Genomic DNA, 18,552 nt, shown 5'->3' with positions numbered 1-18,552 from the left:
GCCGCCGCAATCGCGCCTGTGCTCTGGTCAGGTCCGGGAGGGACCGCTAGTCAGGCGGCTCCAGCCTTCGCCGTTTCGCCCTTCCGGATCAAGTCGATGACGCAGCCCAAGGCCTACTTCTTCTGCGGCGTCGGCGGCTCCGGCATGTTGCCGCTCGCCATGATCGTCAAGGCCGGCGGGGCGTCGGTCGAGGGCTCGGACCGCGCCCGCGACCAGGGCCGCTCGCCGGAGAAGTTCGCCTGGCTGGAAGCCCAGGGCGTGCGCCTTCACCCGCAGGACGGCTCGGGCGTGACCCGGCCGGACCAGCTGGTCATCGCCACCGGGGCGGTCGAGGACACGGTGCCCGACATCGCCGCCGCCCGCCGCGCGGGCGCCACCGTGCGCACCCGGCCGGAACTGCTCAGCGACCTGTTCAACGCCGCCGCCACCTCGGTCGGGGTCGCCGGCACCAGCGGCAAGTCGACCATCACCGGCATGCTGGCATGGATCCTCGACCAGGCCGGCCTCGACCCGACCGTCATGAACGGCGCGGTGATGAAGAACTACGCCGACGCCGACCACCCCTTCGCCAGCGCCCGGGTCGGCCGCGCTGACCTGTTCGTGTCTGAGGTGGACGAGTCCGACGGCTCCATCGCCCGATACGACCCCACGGTCGCCGTGGTCTCCAACATCTCGCTGGACCACAAGTCGATGCAGGAGCTGGAGGCCCTGTTCGGCGGCTTTGTCGGCCGGGCGCAGACGGCGGTGCTGAACCTCGACAACCCCGGCACGGCGGCGCTGGCGCAGGCGGCGGCCCGCGGGGCGACGACGGTGCGCACCTTCTCGCTGGGCGACGCCGCGGCGGACCTGTCGGCGCACGACCTGCAGCCGCTGGCCGACGGCGTCGCCTTCACCCTGCGCACCCCGGACGGGCTGTCTCTGCCTGTGCGCCTGACCCAGCCGGGGGCGCACAATGTCGCCAACGCCCTCGCCGCCCTGCTGGCGGCGCAGGCGCTCGGGGTGGAGCTGGCGGCCGGGGCTGCGGCGCTGGCGCGCTTCGCCGGCATCCGTCGCCGGCTGGAGCTGGTCGGCGTCCGCAAGGGCGTCACCGTGATCGACGACTTCGCCCACAACCCGGACAAGATCGCCGCCACGCTGAAGACCCTGCACGCCTTCGACGGTCGGTTGCTGGTGCTGTTCCAGCCGCACGGCTTCGGCCCGCTGAAGCTGATGCGGCAGGACTTCATCGACGGCTTCGCCGGCCTGCTGCGGCCCGACGACGTGCTGCTGATGCCGGAGCCCGTCTACTACGGCGGCACCACCGACCGCAGCGTCTCGTCCGGCGACATCGTGGCCGGCCTGGCAGCGCGCGGGGTGAAGGCCGAGGCCCTGCCCGACCGCGCCGCCTGCGGCGACCGGCTGCTGGCCCTGGCGCAGCCCGGCGACCGCATCGTCGTCATGGGCGCCCGCGACGACACCCTGTCGACCTTCGCCGCGGACCTGCTGGCAGCGCTCTAGCGCCGGAACACGGCGACCAGCTCGATGTGGGCCGACCACAGGAACTGGTCGATCGGCGTCACCGTCTCCAGCCGGAAACCGGCGTCGACCAGCACCCGGGCGTCGCGGGCGAAGGTCGCGGGATTGCACGACACCCCGACCACCACCGAGGCGCCGCTGGCGGCGATCTGGCGGGTCTGCTCCAGCGCCCCGACGCGCGGCGGGTCGAACACCACCGCCTCGACCCCCTTCAGGTCCTGCGGCGACAGGGGACGGCGGAACAGGTCGCGGGCCTCGGCCGTCACCGGCTTGAGCCCGGACGCCGCCGCGGCCCCCGCCTTCAGGGCGGCGATGCCCTCGGCCGAGGCGTCGGCGGCCAGCACCGGCGCGACCGTGGCCAGTGGCAGGGTGAAGGTGCCAGCCCCGCAGAACAGGTCGGCGATGCGCCGCGCGCCGGCCACCGCGGCCACGGCGCGCTGGACCATGGCCGCCTCGGCTTCGGGCGAGGCCTGCAGGAAGGCGCCCGCCGGCAGGGTGATGGTCGCCGGGCCGAAAGCCACCTGCGGGGGGCGGGCCATCATCAGGGTCTCGCCGGCGAGGCTGAGCCGGGCCAGGTCCGCCCGGCCGGCGGCCTCAATGGCCCGCATCTGACCGTCGCGCGACAGGCCGCCCGAGCGCCGCTCCACCCCGGTCACATCAACATCCAGCCCGGTCAGGGTCCAGGTCACATGCAGGGTCGGGGCCGACTTCGGGTGCTCCAGAAACGGCGTCGCCACCTCGGCCAGGGCCGGGAAGGCGCGCACCAGCCGCGGGTCGGCGACCGGACAGGCCGTCACCTCCACCAGCCGCCACGAGCGCCGCGCCTTGAAGCCCAGCAAGGTCCGGCCGTTCGGGCCGCGCCGCGCGTGCAGCGCCAGCCGGCGGCGTGTCCCCGGGGCCGTGGCCACGGTGTCGGCGATCTCCGTCTCCAGCCCTTCGCGGAACAGCGCCAGCCGCACCTGCTCGCGCTTCCACGCCAGATAGGGCGCCGGGGCCCAGTGCTGCAGCGAACAGCCGCCGCAGTCGCCATAGTGGGGCGAGACGGGCGCGATGCGCTCGGGGCTGTCCGTCAGGCGGCGGATGTCCTCGGCGCGGCCATCGCGCACCTCGGCCTCGATCACCTCGCCGGCCAGGGTCAAGGGCGCGAACACCGGGCCGGCCGGCGTCTCCGCCACGCCATCGCCCTGGGCCCCGAGCCGGGTAATCGTCAGAGACTGCCGCATCCCGGCTCCATAGAGCGCCCCGGCTCCCGCCGGAACCCGCCGCGAAACATGAACGAAGATGAACGGCGCGCTCAAAACCCGTTCAGCTTGGCCGCCCTACACCTCTCACCACGGAGCGACGCCGACGGGTTGGCGACCTCCGCGACAGAGGGAAACAGGATCATGGCCGCCCATCGCCGTCTCAGCTTCGCCGTCGCCGGACTGGCCGCCCTGGCCGCCGTGTCGGCCCCGACCCTCGCCTCGGCGCAAAGCTATGGCCCCTATCCGTACACGGCGCACGGCTATGAGCGTCAGGACTATCGGGCCGGCCCCGCCTATTACGACCCCTGCGTCCGAGACCAGCGCCAGCGCCAGACCGCCGGCGGGCTGATCGGGGCCGCCATCGGGGCCATCGCCGGCTCCCAGGTGGCCGCCCGCGGCCGCCGCACCGAGGGCAGTGTCCTGGGCGGAGTCGTCGGAGCCGCCATCGGCGCCGGCGTCGGCGGCGGCCAGGCCGCCTGCCGCCCTGGATCCGTCCAGCCCTACCCGGCCGCCGACTACGGCCGGGACGCCTATGGCTACAGCCGCGACCGCGATCGCTACGATGACCGGTACGACCGGTACGATGACCGCCATGACCGCTCGCGCCGGGACGTGGACGACGACTACGGCTACCGCGACGACCGGTCGTCCGGCTACCCGACCTCGACCACCGACTATGGCGCAGCCGACGGCTGCCGCCTGGCCGAGAGCCGCATCACCCTTCCCGACGGGCGTCAGGACGTGCGCTACGTGCGCACCTGCCCGGACGCCTCGGGCCGCTATCGCGTCGTCGATTAATCTTCAGCCCCCCTGTCGATCGACGATGCGTGAGGAACCGCCGGCGGAGCCATCCGCCGGCGGTTTTTCCATTCTGGAGCCCTCCCGCCCGGTCAAGGGACCACAGCGGGCACGACGAAGGCCACAGCGGACACAACGGCGTCGCGCAAGCTGCGCTGCCATATTCCTCCCCCGCAGGGGGAGGTGGATCGCCGGCGCAGCCGGCGAGACGGAGGGGGGGCGGCCCGAAACGGCGGCGCTCATCCCCCCTCCACCGCCTTCGGCGGTCCCCCTCCCCCTGCGGGGGAGGAATGGCGTCACCGCCTCGCGTGCAGGAGGAACTCCCGGTTGCCGTCGCCGCCGGCGATCGGGCTGTCGGCGGTCGCCTGCACCCGCCAGCCCTCGCCCTCCAGCCAGGCGACGACCCGGGCCAGCGCATCCGCGCGCGCGGCCGCGTCGCGCACCACGCCGCCGCGCCCGACGTCGGCGCGGGACTCCATTTCGAACTGCGGCTTGACCAGGGTGATCAGGTCCGCGTCCGACGCCGCCAGCGCCAGGGCCGCCGGCAGCACCTTGGCCAGGCCGATGAAGCTGGCGTCGCAGACGATCAGGCCGGGCGCCTCGGGCACGAGGCTCGCGTCCAGCGCCCGCGCATCGGTGCGCTCCAGATTGACCACCCGCGGGTCCTCGACGATCCGGGGATGCAGCTGCCCGTGGCCGACGTCGACGGCATACACCCGCGCCGCGTCCCGGCGCAGGCAGACCTCGGTGAAGCCCCCCGTCGAGGCCCCCACGTCGAGCACCACCCGCCCGACCACCGGCACGGCCCAGAGGTCGAGCGCATGGGCCAGCTTCAGCGCCCCGCGACCGACGTAGTCGTGCGCTGCCTCGACCGTCAGCACCGCGTCTTCGGCCACCTTGCGCGACGCCACGGTCACCCCCTCGCCGTCGACGGTGACGCCGCCGGCCTCGATCGCCGCCCGCGCCTGCCCCCGGCTCGGGACCAGCCCGCGGTTCACCAGCAGCACGTCGAGACGGGTGATCATGCATCGAACTCCAGACCGGCGGCGGACGCAGTCGCCCAACGTCCTGCGCAGGACCGGCAGACCATCCGCTCCCTATCGACCCGGCGCGCGTCGGCGTCAAAGGGCCGGGCGCGTAACCTGAACGCTGTCGCCAGCGAACTGTCCGGGGTCACCAGGAGCCCCCCATGATCCGCCTCGCCCTCGCCGTCGCCCTCGCCGCCGCCGCCCCCGCGTTCGTCGCGACCGCCACGGAGGTCGCCGCCAGCCCGGCGTCGAGGGTCTATCCGCCGGTCAACCAGGGCGAGGACGGCCTCTCGCTCGGCGGCTTCGACGCCGTCGCCTATTTCACCGAGGGCCGGCCGGTACAGGGCTCGGCCGCCCACGCGCTGACCTGGAACGGCGCCGTCTGGCGCTTCGCCAGCGCCGCCAACCTCGAGGTCTTCCGCGCCGATCCGGAGGCGTATGCCCCGCAGTTCGGCGGCTACTGCGCCTGGGCCGCCAGCCAGGGCTATATCGCCCCGGGCGACCCGCAGGTGTGGCGCATCGTCGACGGCCGGCTCTATCTGAACTTCAACGCCCGCGCCCAGACGCTCTGGCTGCAGGACGTCCCCGGCGCCATCGCCCGGGGCGAGGCCAACTGGCCGCGCATCCTGACCGACAACCAGGGCTGAGGCGGAGCCTCCGCCCTCAGCCCATCGCCTTGAGCCGCTCCAGCGCCTGGGCCAGACGGGCCTTGCCGCCCTCGGCCTCGGCCAGCTTGGCGCGCTGCTCCTCGACCACCTCGGGCGCGGCCCGGGCGACGAAGTTGGGGTTGCCCAGCTTCTTCATGACGTGGCCGATGTCGCTGTCGAAGACGGCGATCTCCTTCTCCAGCCGGGCCCGCTCGGCCGACAGGTCGATGATCCCCGCCAGGGTCAGGGCCGCCGTGGTCTGGCCGGACACCAGGGTCACCGCGCCCGCCGGGGCGGCCGGCGCGCTGCCCGCGCCGCTGACCCGGGCCAGCGTCAGGATCAGGTCGCGGTGCCGCGCCGCCAGCGCCGCCGTGGCCGCGTCGGGCTGGACGAAGGTCAGCTCGGGCTTCGCCGACGGCGGCACGTTCATCTCGCCGCGCAGGGCCCGCACCTCGGTGACCAGATCGACCAGCCAGTTGATCTCCGCTTCGGCCGCCGCGTCGATGAAGCCGTCGGGCAGGTCCGGCCAGGCGGCGGTCAGCAGCAGGCCCTCGTCGCGCGGGGCCCCGACCTTGCCCAGCTCGCCCCACAGCTCCTCGGTGATGAAGGGCATGATCGGGTTGAGCAGCTTCAGGGTCTGGTCCAGCGTCCAGGCGGTCATGGCGCGGGTCTCGGCCTTGGCCGCCTCGTCCGCCCCGTTGAACACCGGCTTGGCCAGCTCGAGGTACCAGTCGCAGAACACGTTCCAGATGAAGCGGTAAAGCGCCTGGGCCGCCTCGTCGAAGCGGCCGCCCTCCAGCGCCGCCGCCACCGCCCGCTCGGTGCGGGTCAGCTCGCCGCGGATCCAGCGATTCAGCGCGCCGGTGACCGTCGCCGGGTCGAACCCGGCCACGCGTTCGCAGCCGTTCATCTGGCTGAAGCGGGCGGCGTTCCACAGCTTGGTGCCGAAGTTGCGGTAGCCCTCGATGCGCTGGCGGCTCAGCTTGATGTCGCGCGTGCCCGACAGGATGGCCATGGTGAAGCGCAGCGGGTCGGCGCCGAGGGCGTCGATGATCTCCAGCGGGTCGATGACGTTGCCCTTGGACTTCGACATCTTCTGGCCCTTCTCGTCGCGGACCAGGCCATTGATGATGACCCGCCGGAACGGGACCTCCCCCGTGAAGTGCAGCCCCATCATCATCATCCGGGCGACCCAGAAGAAGATGATGTCGAAGCCCGTGACCAGATCGCTGGTCGGATAGAAGCGCTTCAGGTCCTCCGTCTCGTCCGGCCAGCCCATGGTCGAGAACGGCCACAGGGCCGAGCTGAACCAGGTGTCGAGGACGTCCTCGTCCTGGGTCAGCGGCAGGTCGCCGGCCTCGGCCCGCGCCTCGGCCTCGGTCTCGGCGACGAAGATCTCGCCATTCGGCCCGTACCACGCCGGAATCCGGTGGCCCCACCACAGCTGGCGGCTGATGCACCAGGGCTCGATGTTGCGCAGCCACTCGAAATAGACCTTCTCGTAGCTCTTCGGCTCGAACACGGTGGCGCCGTCCTCGACCGCCTTCAGCGCCGGCTGGGCCAGCACCTTGGCGTCGACGTACCACTGGTCCGTCAGCCACGGCTCGATGACCACGCCCGAGCGGTCGCCATGCGGCACCATGTGGCGGGTCTTCTCGATCGTCTTCAGCCAGCCCTCTGCCTCGGCCCGGGCGACGATGGCCTTGCGCGCGACGAAGCGGTCCATGCCGACATAGTCCGCCGGCACATCGGGGGTGTCGGCAGCGGTGATGCGGCCGAAGGCGTCCATGATGTTCAGCGCCGCCAGCCCGGCGCGCTTGCCGACGCCGAAGTCGTTGAAGTCGTGCGCGGGGGTGATCTTCACCGCGCCCGAGCCCTTGGTCGGGTCGGCATAGTCGTCGGCCACGATCGGGATGCGCCGGCCGGTGATCGGCAGGATCACCGCCTTGCCGACGAGGCCCGCGTAGCGCGCGTCGTCCGGGTGCACCGCCACGCCGGTGTCGCCGAGCATGGTCTCCGGCCGGGTGGTGGCGACCACGATGTAATCCCGCGTCTCCCATTCGGTCGCCTTGCCTTCCTCGTCGAAGGCGACCGGGTGCTCATAGGTCACCCCGTCCGCCAGCGGATAGGCGAAGTGCCAGTAGGCGCCGTCGACCTCCTTCTGCTCGACCTCGAGGTCGGAGATCGCCGTCTGGAAGTGCGGGTCCCAGTTCACCAGCCGCTTGTCGCGGTAGATCAGCCCGTCCTTGTGCAGCTGGACGAAGACCTTGCGCACCGCTGCCGACAGGCCCTCGTCGAGGGTGAAGCGCTCGCGGCTCCAGTCGCAGCTGGCGCCCAGCCGGCGCAGCTGGCGCACGATCGTGCCGCCGCTCTCGGCCTTCCACTTCCAGACCTTGTCGACGAAGGCCTCGCGGCCCATGTCGCGGCGACCGACATTGCCGGCGGCGGCCAGCTGGCGCTCGACCACCATCTGGGTGGCGATGCCGGCGTGGTCCGTGCCGGGCAGCCACAGCACCGCCTTGCCCTTCATGCGGTGATAGCGCGCCAGGATGTCCTGCAGGGTGTTGTTCAGCGCATGGCCGATGTGCAGGCTGCCGGTCACGTTCGGCGGCGGGATGACGATGGAGTAGGCCCCCGTGGCCCCCTCGGTGCGCGGCGCGAAGGCGCCGCTGGCCTCCCAGGCGGCGTAGAGGCGCGGTTCGGCGGCGTTCGGGTCGAAGGTCTTGTCGAGCATGAAGGTCGTCTCGGTCATGGCGGCGCGTCTGTCCAGACGCACGCAACGGAAAAGGGCGGCCCCCGCCGGGAGCCGCCCCTGAAAGGGATCGCGAAGGTCGCGGAAGCTCAGCCGGCGCTGCGGGCGATGCGTTCGACTTCCTTGCGTACCTGCTCCTCGACGATGCCGGGCAGGTTGGTGTCGAGCCACTCCTTCAGCATCGGCCGCAGCAGCGCGCCGACCAGCGCCTCGAGCGAGGTGCCGGACCCGACCGGCAGGTCGGCGGCCGGCTCGGGGCGGCGCAGGCTGGCGGCCAGACCGGCGAAGGCCGAGGCCGCGGTAGCGGCGGCGCCGTCATCGACCAGGGGCTCGTCAGACATGGGGATGGAGACCGCGGGCGCAGGCTCGGGCGCCGCCGGCGCCGGATCCGCCGGGCCGACGTCGAGGTCGCCGATCGTCTCGACCTCGGGGGCCGGCTCGTAGCGCTCGGTCAGTTCGAGGACCTCTTCGTCCTCCTCGACGGGCGCCTCGGCGACCGGCTCGGGCTCGGGCGCCGGCTCGGCGAACACCGGCTCCGGCTCCGGCTCGGGTTCCGGCTCGGGCTCGGGCGCCGGTTCCGGCGCCGCGGCCGGCGCAGCCTCGGCCGCCGCATCGTCCTCGGAGATGATCCGGCGGATGGAGGCGAGGATTTCCTCCATCGTGGGTTCCTGGGACGACGATTCGGTCATGTAGCGGCCCCGATGACGCTCTCGCGGATGAAGATTGCCGAGGGCGCGGCGCGCGTGGCGCACGCCCGCCCCTGTCCCGTCGTCGCATCATAGGCGTCGTGAATCAACGACGGTTTTTCGCCCGTAAGGTTAATTCCCGCGCGGCCGGCCTGCGACGTCAGGGCGCGGTGCGGACGACCTCGGCGCTGAGGTCGCGGTCGATCGGCGCCGTCTCGCCCTGCGGCGTGGCGCGGACCGGCGCCGCGCCCACGCGGTCCAGCGTCTCGACCACGAAGTCCCACGGCAGGGCCCCGCGGTTGCGCACCCGCTCGTAGTTGGCGGTCGGGTCATAGGCGTCAACCTCGGCGAGCCTGCCGGCCTCGAGCACGCCCATGGCGGCCAGCAGCTGGGCCTGGGCGACATAGTCGTTGCGGCGGGCCACGGCGAGGCTGATCTCGGCGCCGCGCAGCTCCAGCTCGGCGTTCAGCACGTCCAGCGTAGTGCGCAGGCCGACCTGCTGCTCCTGGCGCACGCCCTCGGCGGCGACGCGGGCGGCGCGGACGGCCTCGACATTGGCGGTGACCCCCGCGCGAGCCGACAGCAGCGAGGCGTAGGCCGAGCTGACCGACTGCAGCACCGAGCGACGCTCGGCCGCGACCTGGGCCTGGGCGGCGTTGGCCTGCTCCAGCGCCTGGGCCACCCGCGAGCGGTTCAGGCCGCCGGTGAACAGCGGCACCCTCACCGTCGCGCCGGCGCTGAAGCGGGTCGAGCGGCTGGGATCGAAGCTGTCCAGCTGGTCGCTGCCGCCATAGGAGGCGGTCAGGCCGGCGGTCGGCCTATAGGCGGCGCGGGCCACGGCGACATTGGCCTCGGCCTGGCGCAGGTTGTAGGTGGCGGCGAGGAAGCCGGGATTGCGCTCCAGCGCCACGTCCAGCGCAGCGTCGAAGTCCGCCGGAACACCCTCGAGCGCCGGCGGGGTCGACAGGTCGGTCGGGGCCTGGCCGACTACGGCGGCATAGGCCGCGCGCGAGGTCGACAGCTGGGCCTGGGCCGAGGCCAGGTCCGCCTCGGACTGGGCCAGACGGGCTTCGGACTGGGCCACGTCTGTACGGGTGATCTCGCCGACCTCGAAGCGGGCGTTGGACTCTTCAAGCTGGCGCCGCAGCACCTGCAGGTTCTCCTGCCGCACGCGCAGGATCTCCAGATCGCGCAGCACGTCGACATAGGCCTGGACCACGGCGACGACGAGCTGCTGCTCGGTGTCGCGCAGGTTCTCGCGGCCCTCCAGCACGCCCGCCTCGGCGGCGCTGATGGTCCGGGCGATGCGGCCGCCCGAGTACAGGGCCTGCGAGAGGCCGATCGAGACCGACCCGCTGTCGGACTCGGTGACGCCGCCGGTGGTGATGTCGGGCACGCCGTCGCCATCGAGGTCCAGACCGCTGCCTTGCACATCGCTGCGGCTGTAGCTGGCCGTCGCCGTGGCGTTCAGCTCCGGCCGCAGACCGGCGCGCGCCTGCACCACCGTCTCGTCGAGCGACCGCTGCAGCGCCCGCTGCGCCTGGATGGTCGGGTTGGTGCGATAGGCCAGGGCGATCGCGTCGCGCAGGCTCTCCGCCGACACCGGGGCGGCGAAGAGGCCGGCCCCGAGGGCCAGGGCGGCGGCCGAAACGAGCGCGCGGGTGCGGTTCAGCATGTCGTCATCCCATCCGGGGTCCGCACCTCGGCGAACCTGATCTGTCCGGCCGTAACTGCGGGCTCCTGCGCCCGCTGGCCAGTTAAGTTTTCGTCACGCGGACCCGGCCCGGGCCAGAGGCCGCCGGCCCGCCTCAGAATTCGAACGCCGGCGCCGGCTTGAGAGCGGCGAGCAGCGGCGGGGCGGCGTCGAACAGCTCGCGCCGCGACACGCCCTCGCGGCCGCGCACATAGAGCACCGCGCGACCGCCCGGGCCGTGGCGCTCCACCACCGCCAGCCGGCCGCCGGGCTTCAGCGCCGCCAGCCAGGCCTCGGGCCGGCCGGGCACGGCGCCCTCGCTCAGGATCACGTCGTAGTCGCCGCCGTGGGGCGTCGCCAGCGGCGCCTCGACCACGGTCACGCCGGCCTCGGCCAGGCCCTCGCCGACCACCGCCAGCACCGCCGCGTCATCGTCCTGGGCCGTGACCACGCCGCCCAGCTGCGCCGCCACCGCGGCGGCGTAGGGCGCGGCCAGGGCCAGCACCCGCTCGCCCGGCTGGATGTCCAGCGCCTGCAGCAGCTTGGAGACATCGCGCGGCAGCATCAGCCGCCGCGCGCCGGCCACCTCCGGCTGCACCTCGGCATAGGCGGCGAAAGCCCGGTCGGCGGCGCAGAAGCGCTCGCGCGGGACCGTCAGCAGCGCCGCCTGCAGGGCGCGGTCGGTCACGTCGTTCACGCGGACCTGGGAGTCCACCATCTGCTTGCGCGCGGCGGCGAAATCCATCGGGGGCCTCGGCTCTCGGAAAAAGGAGGGGTCGGAATCTGGCCCGCTTATAGGAGCGTGCGTTGCGCCCGACAATGCGATCTGATAGCCACCCTCCCTCGCGACGACGCTCGGCCCCCGCGGCCCCGGCGGCCTGATGGCGGAGTGGTTACGCAGCGGACTGCAAATCCGTGTACGCCGGTTCGATTCCGGCTCAGGCCTCCATCGCGATCCCCGACACTGTCGACGACCTCGCCCGCCGGCTCAGCCCCGACGGCGCAGGGCTTCGCTCACATCCCCGGCCAGCGCCGGCAGCAGGGCCCAGGGCTCGACCAGATAGCGTCGCCACAGCCGGCGCGGGTCGCGCACCAGCCGGTAGGCCCACTCCAGCCCGACGCGGCCCATCCAGCGCGGCGCGGCGGCCTGGACCCCGGCCTCGTAGTCGAAGGCGGCGCCCACCGACAGGATCACCGCCCGCGGCAAGGCCTCAAGGTTCTCGGCGATCCAGCGCTCCTGGCGCGGCATGCCCATGCCGACGAAGAGGACGTGGGGATCGAAGGCGCGCACCCGGCCGACGACGGCGACATTGGCCGGGCCGGTGCGGGCCATGTCGAAATAGCCGTCCAGCACGTCGATCACCGCGCCCGGATAGCGGGCCGACAGCCGCCGCGCCGCCTCAGCCGCCACCCCCGGCGCGCCGCCGACATACTGCACGCGCCAGCCGTGCCGGTTGGCCAGCGACCAGAAGTGCTCGCGCCAGTCCAGATAGGTGCAGCGATGGAAGCTGCGGCTGCGTCCGCCCAGCAGGCGCGCCACCGCCACGAGCGGCCGCGAGTCCACCTCGACCAGCTCGGCCTGGTCGTAGAAGGCGCGCATGCCGGGGTCGCGCGACACCAGATAGAGGCTGTGCAGATTGTGGTTGGCGATGACCGTGCGACGCCGATCGGCGATACGCCGCCGGATCAGGGCCATGACCTCCTCGGGCCGCACCAGGTCGACCCACTCGCCCAGCAGGCGCGTACGCTCGCTGTCCCGGCGCGCCTGGCGATAGGCGGCGCGCGGCGCGCGACGACGGTCGGCGAGCTCGGACGGCGCAAACAGGGCGGGGTCGGACGACATGGACCGCATCCTGCCCGCCAAGGCGTCAAGGCCGGGTGGACGGACGGCGTTAACGCGCCCGCCCGGCGCGCGTCAGAGGCGCAAGGATCCGTTAACCAAATCAGCGCAGCGAAGACCCGTGTTCCCTGAACACGCCACCATCACCAAGCCTTCACGGCCCGGCGCCTCGCCGGGCCCTTTTTTTGGCCGACGGTCAGGAACGCTGACGATGCAGGAGGAGAGTGGCTCCGCGGGTAGGATTCGAACCTACGACCAGCCGATTAACAGTCGGCTGCTCTACCACTGAGCTACCGCGGAACGTTTGCTCGGGAGGCGGGCCTATAGCAGCGGCCGGGCCGGGGATGCAATGGGCGCAACAGAGGATTTTACGGTCGCCCGGCGGGGCGTTCCGCCCGGCGCGGCGACGCCGGGGTCCAGGCGGCGCGGACCGCCCCGTCCGGGAGCCGCCAGGCGTAGCTCCAGCCGCTTCCCGCCGGCGCGATGCGCACCTCGCGTCCCGCCTCGAGACCGGAAAAGACCGGCGCCAGGGTGATGGCGCGTCCGCCGGCGCGCACGGTCACCGGTCCGCCGCCGGAGACGATCCCGGACCAGCGGCCGGCGGCGTCGGCCACGACGGACCGCTCGCCCGGCTCCAGCAGGAGGGCGGTCCCGGGCCCGGCCGTGCCCGACACCACGCGACCGGCGGGATCGCTGTCGGCATCGACCACCTCGACCAGCGCTGCGGCGGCGAAGGCCCGGCTGGCCTGCCCCGGCGCGGCCAGCAGCGGCGGCGCGGCGACGCCGGCCGCCGGCAACAGCAGCACCCCCGGGGCCCGGGCGACCGCCTGCCCCTGCCGCGTCTGCAGCGAGAGCCGGCGCGCCTGGGGTCCGGGGGGCACCACAACCTCGAAGGCGCCGGCGGCGTCCGCGCTGGCGGCGAAGGCGTCCGGGCCGACGCTGAGCGCCACGCGGGCCCGCGGCGCCGCCTGCCCCCGCACGGCCCAGCCGGCGGGGGTGGCGACCACCTCCAGCACACGCGGCGCGCGACGCCAGGCGGCGGCGTCGCCCGTCCCGGCGGCTGCCGGCGCATCGCCCCCGGTCGAAGCGGGGGCGGTCGGCCCGCAGGCGGCCAGCAGCGTGGCCGCAAGGACGCCCAGCCCCGCGATCGGCCCTCGCCGGCGCGACAGGGTCGACGGTTTCATCTGCGCCCGCAGACCGCTAGAGCAGGCGAGCCTCGCCCGCGCCCGGGCCCGGCCCGTCTCAGGAGTCCCATGTCCGCCGCCCCCGACATCACGCCGTTCCAGGGTCAATCCGTCTGTGTGTTCTGCGGCTCGTCCGACACGGCTCATCCGGCCTATCTACAGGCGGCCGCCGAACTCGGCGAGGGCCTGGCGCGCGCTGGCGACCGGCTGGTCTATGGCGGCGGCGGCGTGGGCCTGATGGGCGCCGCGGCCCGGGCCGCGCATGCGGCCGGCGGCCGGGTGCTCGGCATCATGCCGGGGTTCCTGCGCAGCCGCGAGCGGCTGTTCGACGAGGTCGAGACCGTGGTCGTCACCTCGATGCACGAGCGCAAGCAGCTGATGTACGACCAGTCCGACGTCTTCGTCGTGGCCCCCGGCGGCATCGGCACCCTGGAGGAGGCCATCGAGCTGTTGTCGTGGAAGCGGCTCGACCTGCACGCCAAGCCGGTGATCTTCCTGAACCAGAACGGCTTCTGGAACGATCTGCTGGCCATGATCCGGCACAATGTCGACGAGGGCATGACGCCCCCCTCGTTCCTGTCCGCCTACGACGTGGCCGACACGGTCGAGGACACCCTGCGACAGCTGGCGGCAACCCGCGGCGCTTGACGCTGATCACTGATAAGTTATCGCTGTAAAGGTGACGTCGGGCGCGCGCATGCGCACGCCTTGACAGTTTCTTAAAAAAACGGTGAAGACCCGTTCGTCCTCCCCGCACGCTCAGGAGTTTCCGTCATGCGCGCTCTCGTTCTCGTCGCCGCCCTCGCCCTCGCCGCCCCGGCGGTCGCCCAGGCCCCCGTCGCCAACCGCCTGACCCTCGCCGACACGGCCTCGGCCCCGACCCGTCCGGTGATCGTGGACGGCACGTCCTGGCGGTGCGAGCCGACCGGCGTCTGCACCTCGTCGGGCGGCGCCAACCAGCCGGCCGCCCGCGCCTGCCGCCGCGCCGTGGCGCGCCTCGGCCAGGTCACCGAATTCGTGTGGAAGGGCGAGGCCCTGTCGGCCGAGGCCCTGGCCGCCTGCAACGCCTGACGACATGACGGTGGGGCGGCCCGGGCCGCCCCATCATCTCCGGTTTGAACCTCAGGCCGTCTCGCCGCGCAGCCGCTTGAGAAGGCGCTCGCGGCCGATCAGGGGCGCCAGCAGCGCCATGTCCGGGCCGTGCGCCTGTCCCGTCAGCGCCAGCCGCAGGGGCATGAACAGCGCCTTGCCCTTCGCCCCCGTCGCCGCCTTGACCTCGCCGGTCCACGTCGCCCAGGCGTCCGCGCCGATCTCGGCCGGCAGCAGGGCCGTCGCCGCGTCGAGGAAGGCTTGATCCTCGATCACCGGCGCGACCGGACCGCGCACGATCCGGGCCATCTCCGTCACATCCCCGAAGGTCTGCAGATTGGGCCGCACCGCCTCCCAGAAGGCGGCCCCCAGATCGCAGTCCAGCGCCGCCAGCCGCGGCTGCGCCGCCGCATAGTCCATGGCGTGCAGCACCTGGGCGTTGAGCCGGTCGAGGTCCGCCACGTCATAGCGAGCCGGGGCCCGGCCCATCTTGCTGAAGGCGAAGCTCTGGCCGAGCTCGGCCAGCGACGGCGCGATCTCCAGCGGATCGGACGTGCCGATGCGGCCCAGATGGCTGACGATGGCCAGCGGCTCATAGCCCTGGTCCCGCATCTCGGCGACGGAGAGGGACCCCAGCCGCTTCGACAGGGCCTCGCCGTCGGCCCCGACCAGCAGCGGCATGTGGGCGAAGCCGGGCGCGGCGCGACCGGTCCCCTCCAGCAGGGCCTCGAAGATCTCGATCTGGGCCCCGGTGTTGGTGACGTGGTCCTCGCCGCGGATGACGTGGGTGATGCCCATGTCGATGTCGTCGACCACCGACGGCAGGGTGTAGAGATAAAGCCCGTCCTCGCGGATCAGCACCGGGTCGGACATCGAGGCCGTGTCGACCTCGGCATGGCCGCGCGCCAGATCCTCCCAGGCGACGCGCCGGCCCTCCAGCCTGAAGCGCCAGTGCGGCCTGCGGCCCTCGGCCTCCAGCGCCGCCCGCTCGGCGTCGGTCAGCTTCAGGGCGGCGCGGTCGTAGATCGGCGGCTGGCCGCGCGACAGCTGCACCTTGCGGCGGCGGTCCAGCTCCTCGGCGGTCTCGTAGCAGGGATAGAGGCGGCCCATGGCCTTCAGCCGCTCCGCCGCCTCGGCGTAGCGGTCGAAGCGTTGCGACTGGTTGTGACGCTCGTCCCAGACCAGCCCCAGCCAGCGCAGGTCGTCCTCGATGCCCTGCTCGAATTCCGGCGTCGAGCGGGCCAGGTCGGTGTCGTCGATGCGCAGCACAAAGGCCCCGCCCTGCCCCTTGGCGAACAGCCAGTTGACCAGGGCGGTGCGGACGTTGCCGACGTGCAGGCGACCCGTCGGAGACGGAGCGAAGCGGACCTTGACGGACATGCGGAGACTTTCTGACGCGAAGGCTGGCTAGGTCGCGCCGCCGCCCCGGCAAGTCAAGGCGGGCGCGTTGAGGCGCCCCGGCCATCATGATAAGCTCCGCACCATCATGAACGCGCCCGTCCAGATCCGGAAGGCCGAGACCGTCGAGCGGCTACGCCGCCTCGCCGCGCTGGAGGGCAAGACCATCACCGAACTGGTCGACGAGATGGTGCGCGAACGCGACCGCCGTTTCGAAGCCGAACGCGCCGCCGACATCGACCGGCGCCGCAAGGCGGTGGAGGAAATTGTAGCCCACTTCAACAGCCTCCCGATCGTTGGCCCCCTTCTCACCGACGACGATCTATATGACGAACACGGCCTGCCGAAGTGATGGTCGTCGATGCCTCGGCACTGTTGGCCATTCTCCTCCTTGAGGATGACGCCGAGGTCTATCGTGACGCTTTGCTGGCCTCGACTGACACCCGGCTTTCGCCCGTCGGGTACTGGGAAGCGGCAATCCGACTGCAGCATTTCCGCGGCCTGGCTGGCGTGGTGGATCTTGATCGGCTGCTTGTGCAGTTGGCCATCGAAATCGCCCCGGCCTCAGCCGCCACGGCCCGGCTCGCGTCCGCCGCGGAGCGCGCCTTCGGCAAGCGAACCCCGGCCCGGCTAAATCTCGGCGACTGCTTCGCGCTCGCCCTGGCGCAGGAGCTGGACGCGCCGCTGCTCTGGAAGGGCGAGGACTTCGCCCTCACGGACGCCAGGCCAGCGCTCTGATCGAGCCCGCCGCTAGCCGGGCTCGCGCCCCCACAGCCACAGCAACCCCGTGCGATAGGCCTCGGCCGCGCTCGCGGCGTGGGTGCCGCCCTCCAGAGTCCGGACCTCCAGCGCCCACGGCGTGTCCCTGTTCCGCCAGGCCTCCGCCCAGGCGGCCACACCCTCACGAAGCGCCGGCCAGTCGCGCGAACCACTGACGACGACGAGGCGGAGATCATCCCGCGTCGCCACGGCGGGCGCGGCGCGCGCCCAGTCGCTGTCGTCGCCGAAGGCCGGGTTGGACGCGATCCGACCCCAGAACAGGTCCGGCTCCGTCAGGGCCGAATAGACCACGAAGCCGCCGCCGAGAGACTGCCCGAACAGGATCCGTCGGCGCGGGTCCACCCGGTAACGGCGCTCGACCTCGGGGATGAGCTCGTCGCGCAGGAGGGCCTGGAAAGCGGCGGCCCCCGCAGCCTCCATGGGCTGCCCGTCGCGCGGCCCGCGATAGTCGACCCCCCTGAAGTTCACGGAGGGCTCGAACCCGCCATAGGCGATCCCGACGACCACCGCCTCGGGCAAGCGTTCGTCGTAGTGCAGGAACAGGTGGCTGGCGGCGAGGATGGGAAACAGGGAGTCGCCGTCCGTCACATAGACGACGGGGTAGGTCGCATCCGCTGCGGGGTCATAGCCCTCCGGGAGGCGGATGTAGATGTGATACGGCCGCCCGGTTGCACGGGATTCCAGCCGGAAATAGTCGCCCCGCAGCGCCGCAAGGGTTTCAGCCGACGACTGCGCCTGTCCCTGGCCGACGGACCCGAGCAGCACCAGCCCGGTCAGGATGGCCGGCAGCAGCCACCGCCCGCGCATCAGTCGTCGCGGTGGACGCGTTCGCGGCGTTCGTGGCGTTCCTGGGCCTCGACCGAGAGGGTAGCCGTGGGCCGCGCTTCGAGCCGGCCGAGGCTGATCGGCTCGCCGGTCTCCTCGCAGTAGCCGTAGGAGCCGTCCTCGATCCGGCGCAGCGCCTCGTCGATCTTGGAGATCAGCTTGCGCTGCCTGTCGCGGGTGCGGAGCTCCAGCGCCCGGTCGGACTCCGACGAGGCCCGGTCCACGAGGTCGGGATGGTTCTCGGTTTCGGCCTTCAGATTGGTGACGGTCTCCTTGCTCTCGCGCAGGATCTCGTCCTTCCAGTCCAGCAGCTTCTTCTTGAAATAGGCCAGCTGCCGCTCGTTCATGAACGGCTCGTCGTCGGTTGGACGATAACCCGCGTCAAGCCCGGGCTCCACCTCCACCGCAGTCGCCAAAGCGCTCATCGCACTCACACGGTTACCCGACGCCCCCCTGACGTCCGTCGCCGTATAGGGCCACGCGTCAAAGGCGGCAACGGCGCTCGCGTTTCCGTGATGCCGCAGCGCTTCCGGGGCGCCCGCAGCGTGGCAAAAACGTCATTCCCTCAGGGCGTTTCGCCTGTCAGGCGCGTCCGGCCTTGGCCAGTTCCACGGCGGCGCGAAGTTCGATCTGCTGCAGCACGGCGCGCAACCGGGGATCATCCACCTCGTCGATCGACTCTCCGACGGCCCGTTGCAGGCCCTCCAGCGCTGCGCCCGCCGGCAGCCCGCCCAGCAGAGCCAGCTTGAGTTCGTCGAGCCGGTCCAGCAGGCCGCCGCCGCGCCGGATCGCCCGGCGTCGGCGCTCGGTGGCGCTTTCGACGCCCTGCAGGGCCATCAGGGCGGACAGGCCGGCGACCGGGGCCGCCGCCGCGCTGGCTGCGGCCGGCGCGGGAGCCGCCGGCGCGGCGGGGCCGCCAAGGCTGAAGCCGCCGCTCGCGCGCGCGCCGGCGCGCGGGGCGCCGGGGGACGCGGGGCCGGCAGGGCCGTTGACCTTCATCGCATGCGCACTCCGTGATCCGGCCACTCTGGGTCGCGCCCGTCACCGTTTGGTTAACGGCCCGGCAGGATTTG

Annotated in this window: 19 protein-coding genes and 2 tRNA genes; 8 read left to right on the top strand and 13 right to left on the bottom strand. The window is 72.6% G+C overall.

Annotated features, from left to right (window positions below):
• The first annotated feature begins 96 nt into the window (after positions 1-96).
• Positions 97-1,497 carry a Mur ligase family protein gene (locus VGN74_RS00850; protein ID WP_327445467.1) on the top strand — a complete coding sequence of 467 codons (1,401 nt, stop codon included), beginning with the start codon at positions 97-99 and terminating at the stop codon, positions 1,495-1,497.
• Here VGN74_RS00850 and VGN74_RS00845 read toward each other — a convergent pair.
• Positions 1,494-2,738 (bottom strand): RNA methyltransferase, encoded by a 1,245-nt coding sequence (locus VGN74_RS00845; protein ID WP_327445466.1) that lies wholly within the window; start codon positions 2,736-2,738, stop codon positions 1,494-1,496. The two genes, VGN74_RS00850 and VGN74_RS00845, sit on opposite strands and share 4 nt — an antisense overlap.
• Before the next feature lie 162 nt (positions 2,739-2,900).
• Between VGN74_RS00845 and VGN74_RS00840 the strand changes: the two genes are divergently transcribed.
• Positions 2,901-3,557, top strand: coding sequence for a hypothetical protein (locus tag VGN74_RS00840; RefSeq protein WP_327445465.1), 657 nt, complete (start codon positions 2,901-2,903; stop codon positions 3,555-3,557).
• 296 nt (positions 3,558-3,853) lie between these two features.
• On the opposite strand, the gene VGN74_RS00835 is transcribed toward VGN74_RS00840, so the two are convergent.
• Entirely contained in the window at positions 3,854-4,582 is a 729-nt protein-coding gene (locus tag VGN74_RS00835; RefSeq protein WP_327445464.1) for a TlyA family RNA methyltransferase, read from the bottom strand.
• A gap of 164 nt (positions 4,583-4,746) precedes the next feature.
• On the opposite strand from VGN74_RS00835, the gene VGN74_RS00830 reads away from it, so the two are divergent.
• Positions 4,747-5,232 carry a YHS domain-containing (seleno)protein gene (locus tag VGN74_RS00830; protein WP_327445463.1) on the top strand — a complete coding sequence of 162 codons (486 nt, stop codon included), beginning with the start codon at positions 4,747-4,749 and terminating at the stop codon, positions 5,230-5,232.
• A 16-nt stretch (positions 5,233-5,248) separates the two neighbouring features.
• Here the strand turns inward: VGN74_RS00830 and VGN74_RS00825 are convergent, their stop codons facing one another.
• From VGN74_RS00825 to VGN74_RS00810, 4 genes are all read right to left on the bottom strand, one after another.
• Positions 5,249-7,966 (bottom strand): valine--tRNA ligase, encoded by a 2,718-nt coding sequence (locus tag VGN74_RS00825; RefSeq protein WP_327445650.1) that lies wholly within the window; start codon positions 7,964-7,966, stop codon positions 5,249-5,251.
• Positions 7,967-8,073: 107 nt separating this feature from the next.
• Entirely contained in the window at positions 8,074-8,673 is a 600-nt protein-coding gene (locus VGN74_RS00820) for a DUF2497 domain-containing protein (protein ID WP_327445462.1), read from the bottom strand.
• 157 nt (positions 8,674-8,830) lie between these two features.
• A complete protein-coding gene (locus VGN74_RS00815; RefSeq protein WP_327445461.1) occupies positions 8,831-10,345 on the bottom strand; it encodes a TolC family outer membrane protein in 1,515 nt (504 codons plus the stop codon).
• A 133-nt stretch (positions 10,346-10,478) separates the two neighbouring features.
• Complete coding sequence (locus VGN74_RS00810; RefSeq protein ID WP_327445460.1) at positions 10,479-11,108, bottom strand: protein-L-isoaspartate O-methyltransferase; 630 nt, start codon at positions 11,106-11,108, stop codon at positions 10,479-10,481.
• 130 nt (positions 11,109-11,238) lie between these two features.
• Between VGN74_RS00810 and VGN74_RS00805 the strand changes: the two genes are divergently transcribed.
• Positions 11,239-11,312, top strand: a tRNA-Cys gene (locus VGN74_RS00805).
• Between the two features lie 39 nt (positions 11,313-11,351).
• Here the strand turns inward: VGN74_RS00805 and VGN74_RS00800 are convergent.
• The 3 genes from VGN74_RS00800 to VGN74_RS00790 all read right to left on the bottom strand — a co-directional run bounded on the left by VGN74_RS00800 (position 11,352) and on the right by VGN74_RS00790 (position 13,387).
• Positions 11,352-12,206: a WecB/TagA/CpsF family glycosyltransferase gene (locus tag VGN74_RS00800; RefSeq protein ID WP_327445459.1), complete on the bottom strand. Its 855-nt coding sequence runs from the start codon at positions 12,204-12,206 to the stop codon at positions 11,352-11,354.
• Positions 12,207-12,428: 222 nt separating this feature from the next.
• Positions 12,429-12,503: transfer RNA gene (locus VGN74_RS00795), tRNA-Asn, on the bottom strand.
• 68 nt (positions 12,504-12,571) lie between these two features.
• Positions 12,572-13,387 carry a hypothetical protein gene (locus tag VGN74_RS00790; RefSeq protein WP_327445458.1) on the bottom strand — a complete coding sequence of 272 codons (816 nt, stop codon included), beginning with the start codon at positions 13,385-13,387 and terminating at the stop codon, positions 12,572-12,574.
• Positions 13,388-13,456: 69 nt separating this feature from the next.
• On the opposite strand from VGN74_RS00790, the gene VGN74_RS00785 reads away from it, so the two are divergent.
• Positions 13,457-14,035: a TIGR00730 family Rossman fold protein gene (locus VGN74_RS00785; RefSeq protein ID WP_327445457.1), complete on the top strand. Its 579-nt coding sequence runs from the start codon at positions 13,457-13,459 to the stop codon at positions 14,033-14,035.
• Positions 14,036-14,161: 126 nt separating this feature from the next.
• Positions 14,162-14,458 carry a CC_3452 family protein gene (locus VGN74_RS00780; RefSeq protein WP_327445456.1) on the top strand — a complete coding sequence of 99 codons (297 nt, stop codon included), beginning with the start codon at positions 14,162-14,164 and terminating at the stop codon, positions 14,456-14,458.
• Positions 14,459-14,509: 51 nt separating this feature from the next.
• Here the strand turns inward: VGN74_RS00780 and gltX are convergent, their stop codons facing one another.
• Complete coding sequence (gene gltX / locus VGN74_RS00775) at positions 14,510-15,856, bottom strand: glutamate--tRNA ligase (protein ID WP_327445455.1); 1,347 nt, start codon at positions 15,854-15,856, stop codon at positions 14,510-14,512.
• A 106-nt stretch (positions 15,857-15,962) separates the two neighbouring features.
• On the opposite strand from gltX, the gene VGN74_RS00770 reads away from it, so the two are divergent.
• Both VGN74_RS00770 and VGN74_RS00765 read left to right on the top strand, forming a co-directional pair.
• On the top strand, positions 15,963-16,226 hold the full coding sequence (locus tag VGN74_RS00770) for a type II toxin-antitoxin system VapB family antitoxin (protein WP_327445454.1): 264 nt from the start codon (positions 15,963-15,965) through the stop codon (positions 16,224-16,226).
• Positions 16,226-16,612 (top strand): type II toxin-antitoxin system VapC family toxin, encoded by a 387-nt coding sequence (locus VGN74_RS00765; RefSeq protein WP_327445453.1) that lies wholly within the window; start codon positions 16,226-16,228, stop codon positions 16,610-16,612. Before VGN74_RS00770 ends, VGN74_RS00765 begins: the two co-directional genes overlap by 1 nt.
• A gap of 12 nt (positions 16,613-16,624) precedes the next feature.
• Here the strand turns inward: VGN74_RS00765 and VGN74_RS00760 are convergent, their stop codons facing one another.
• From VGN74_RS00760 to VGN74_RS00750, 3 genes are all read right to left on the bottom strand, one after another.
• Positions 16,625-17,461, bottom strand: coding sequence for an alpha/beta hydrolase (locus tag VGN74_RS00760; protein ID WP_327445452.1), 837 nt, complete (start codon positions 17,459-17,461; stop codon positions 16,625-16,627).
• Complete coding sequence (dksA, locus tag VGN74_RS00755; protein ID WP_327445451.1) at positions 17,461-17,904, bottom strand: RNA polymerase-binding protein DksA; 444 nt, start codon at positions 17,902-17,904, stop codon at positions 17,461-17,463. Before dksA ends, VGN74_RS00760 begins: the two co-directional genes overlap by 1 nt.
• 157 nt (positions 17,905-18,061) lie before the next feature.
• A complete protein-coding gene (locus tag VGN74_RS00750; RefSeq protein ID WP_327445450.1) occupies positions 18,062-18,478 on the bottom strand; it encodes a flagellar assembly protein FliX in 417 nt (138 codons plus the stop codon).
• Positions 18,479-18,552: the final 74 nt, after the last annotated feature.

It is taken from the genome of Brevundimonas sp. (genome assembly GCF_035998205.1).
Classification (GTDB): domain Bacteria; phylum Pseudomonadota; class Alphaproteobacteria; order Caulobacterales; family Caulobacteraceae; genus Brevundimonas.
This window is presented reverse-complemented; position numbering and strand designations above follow the sequence as displayed.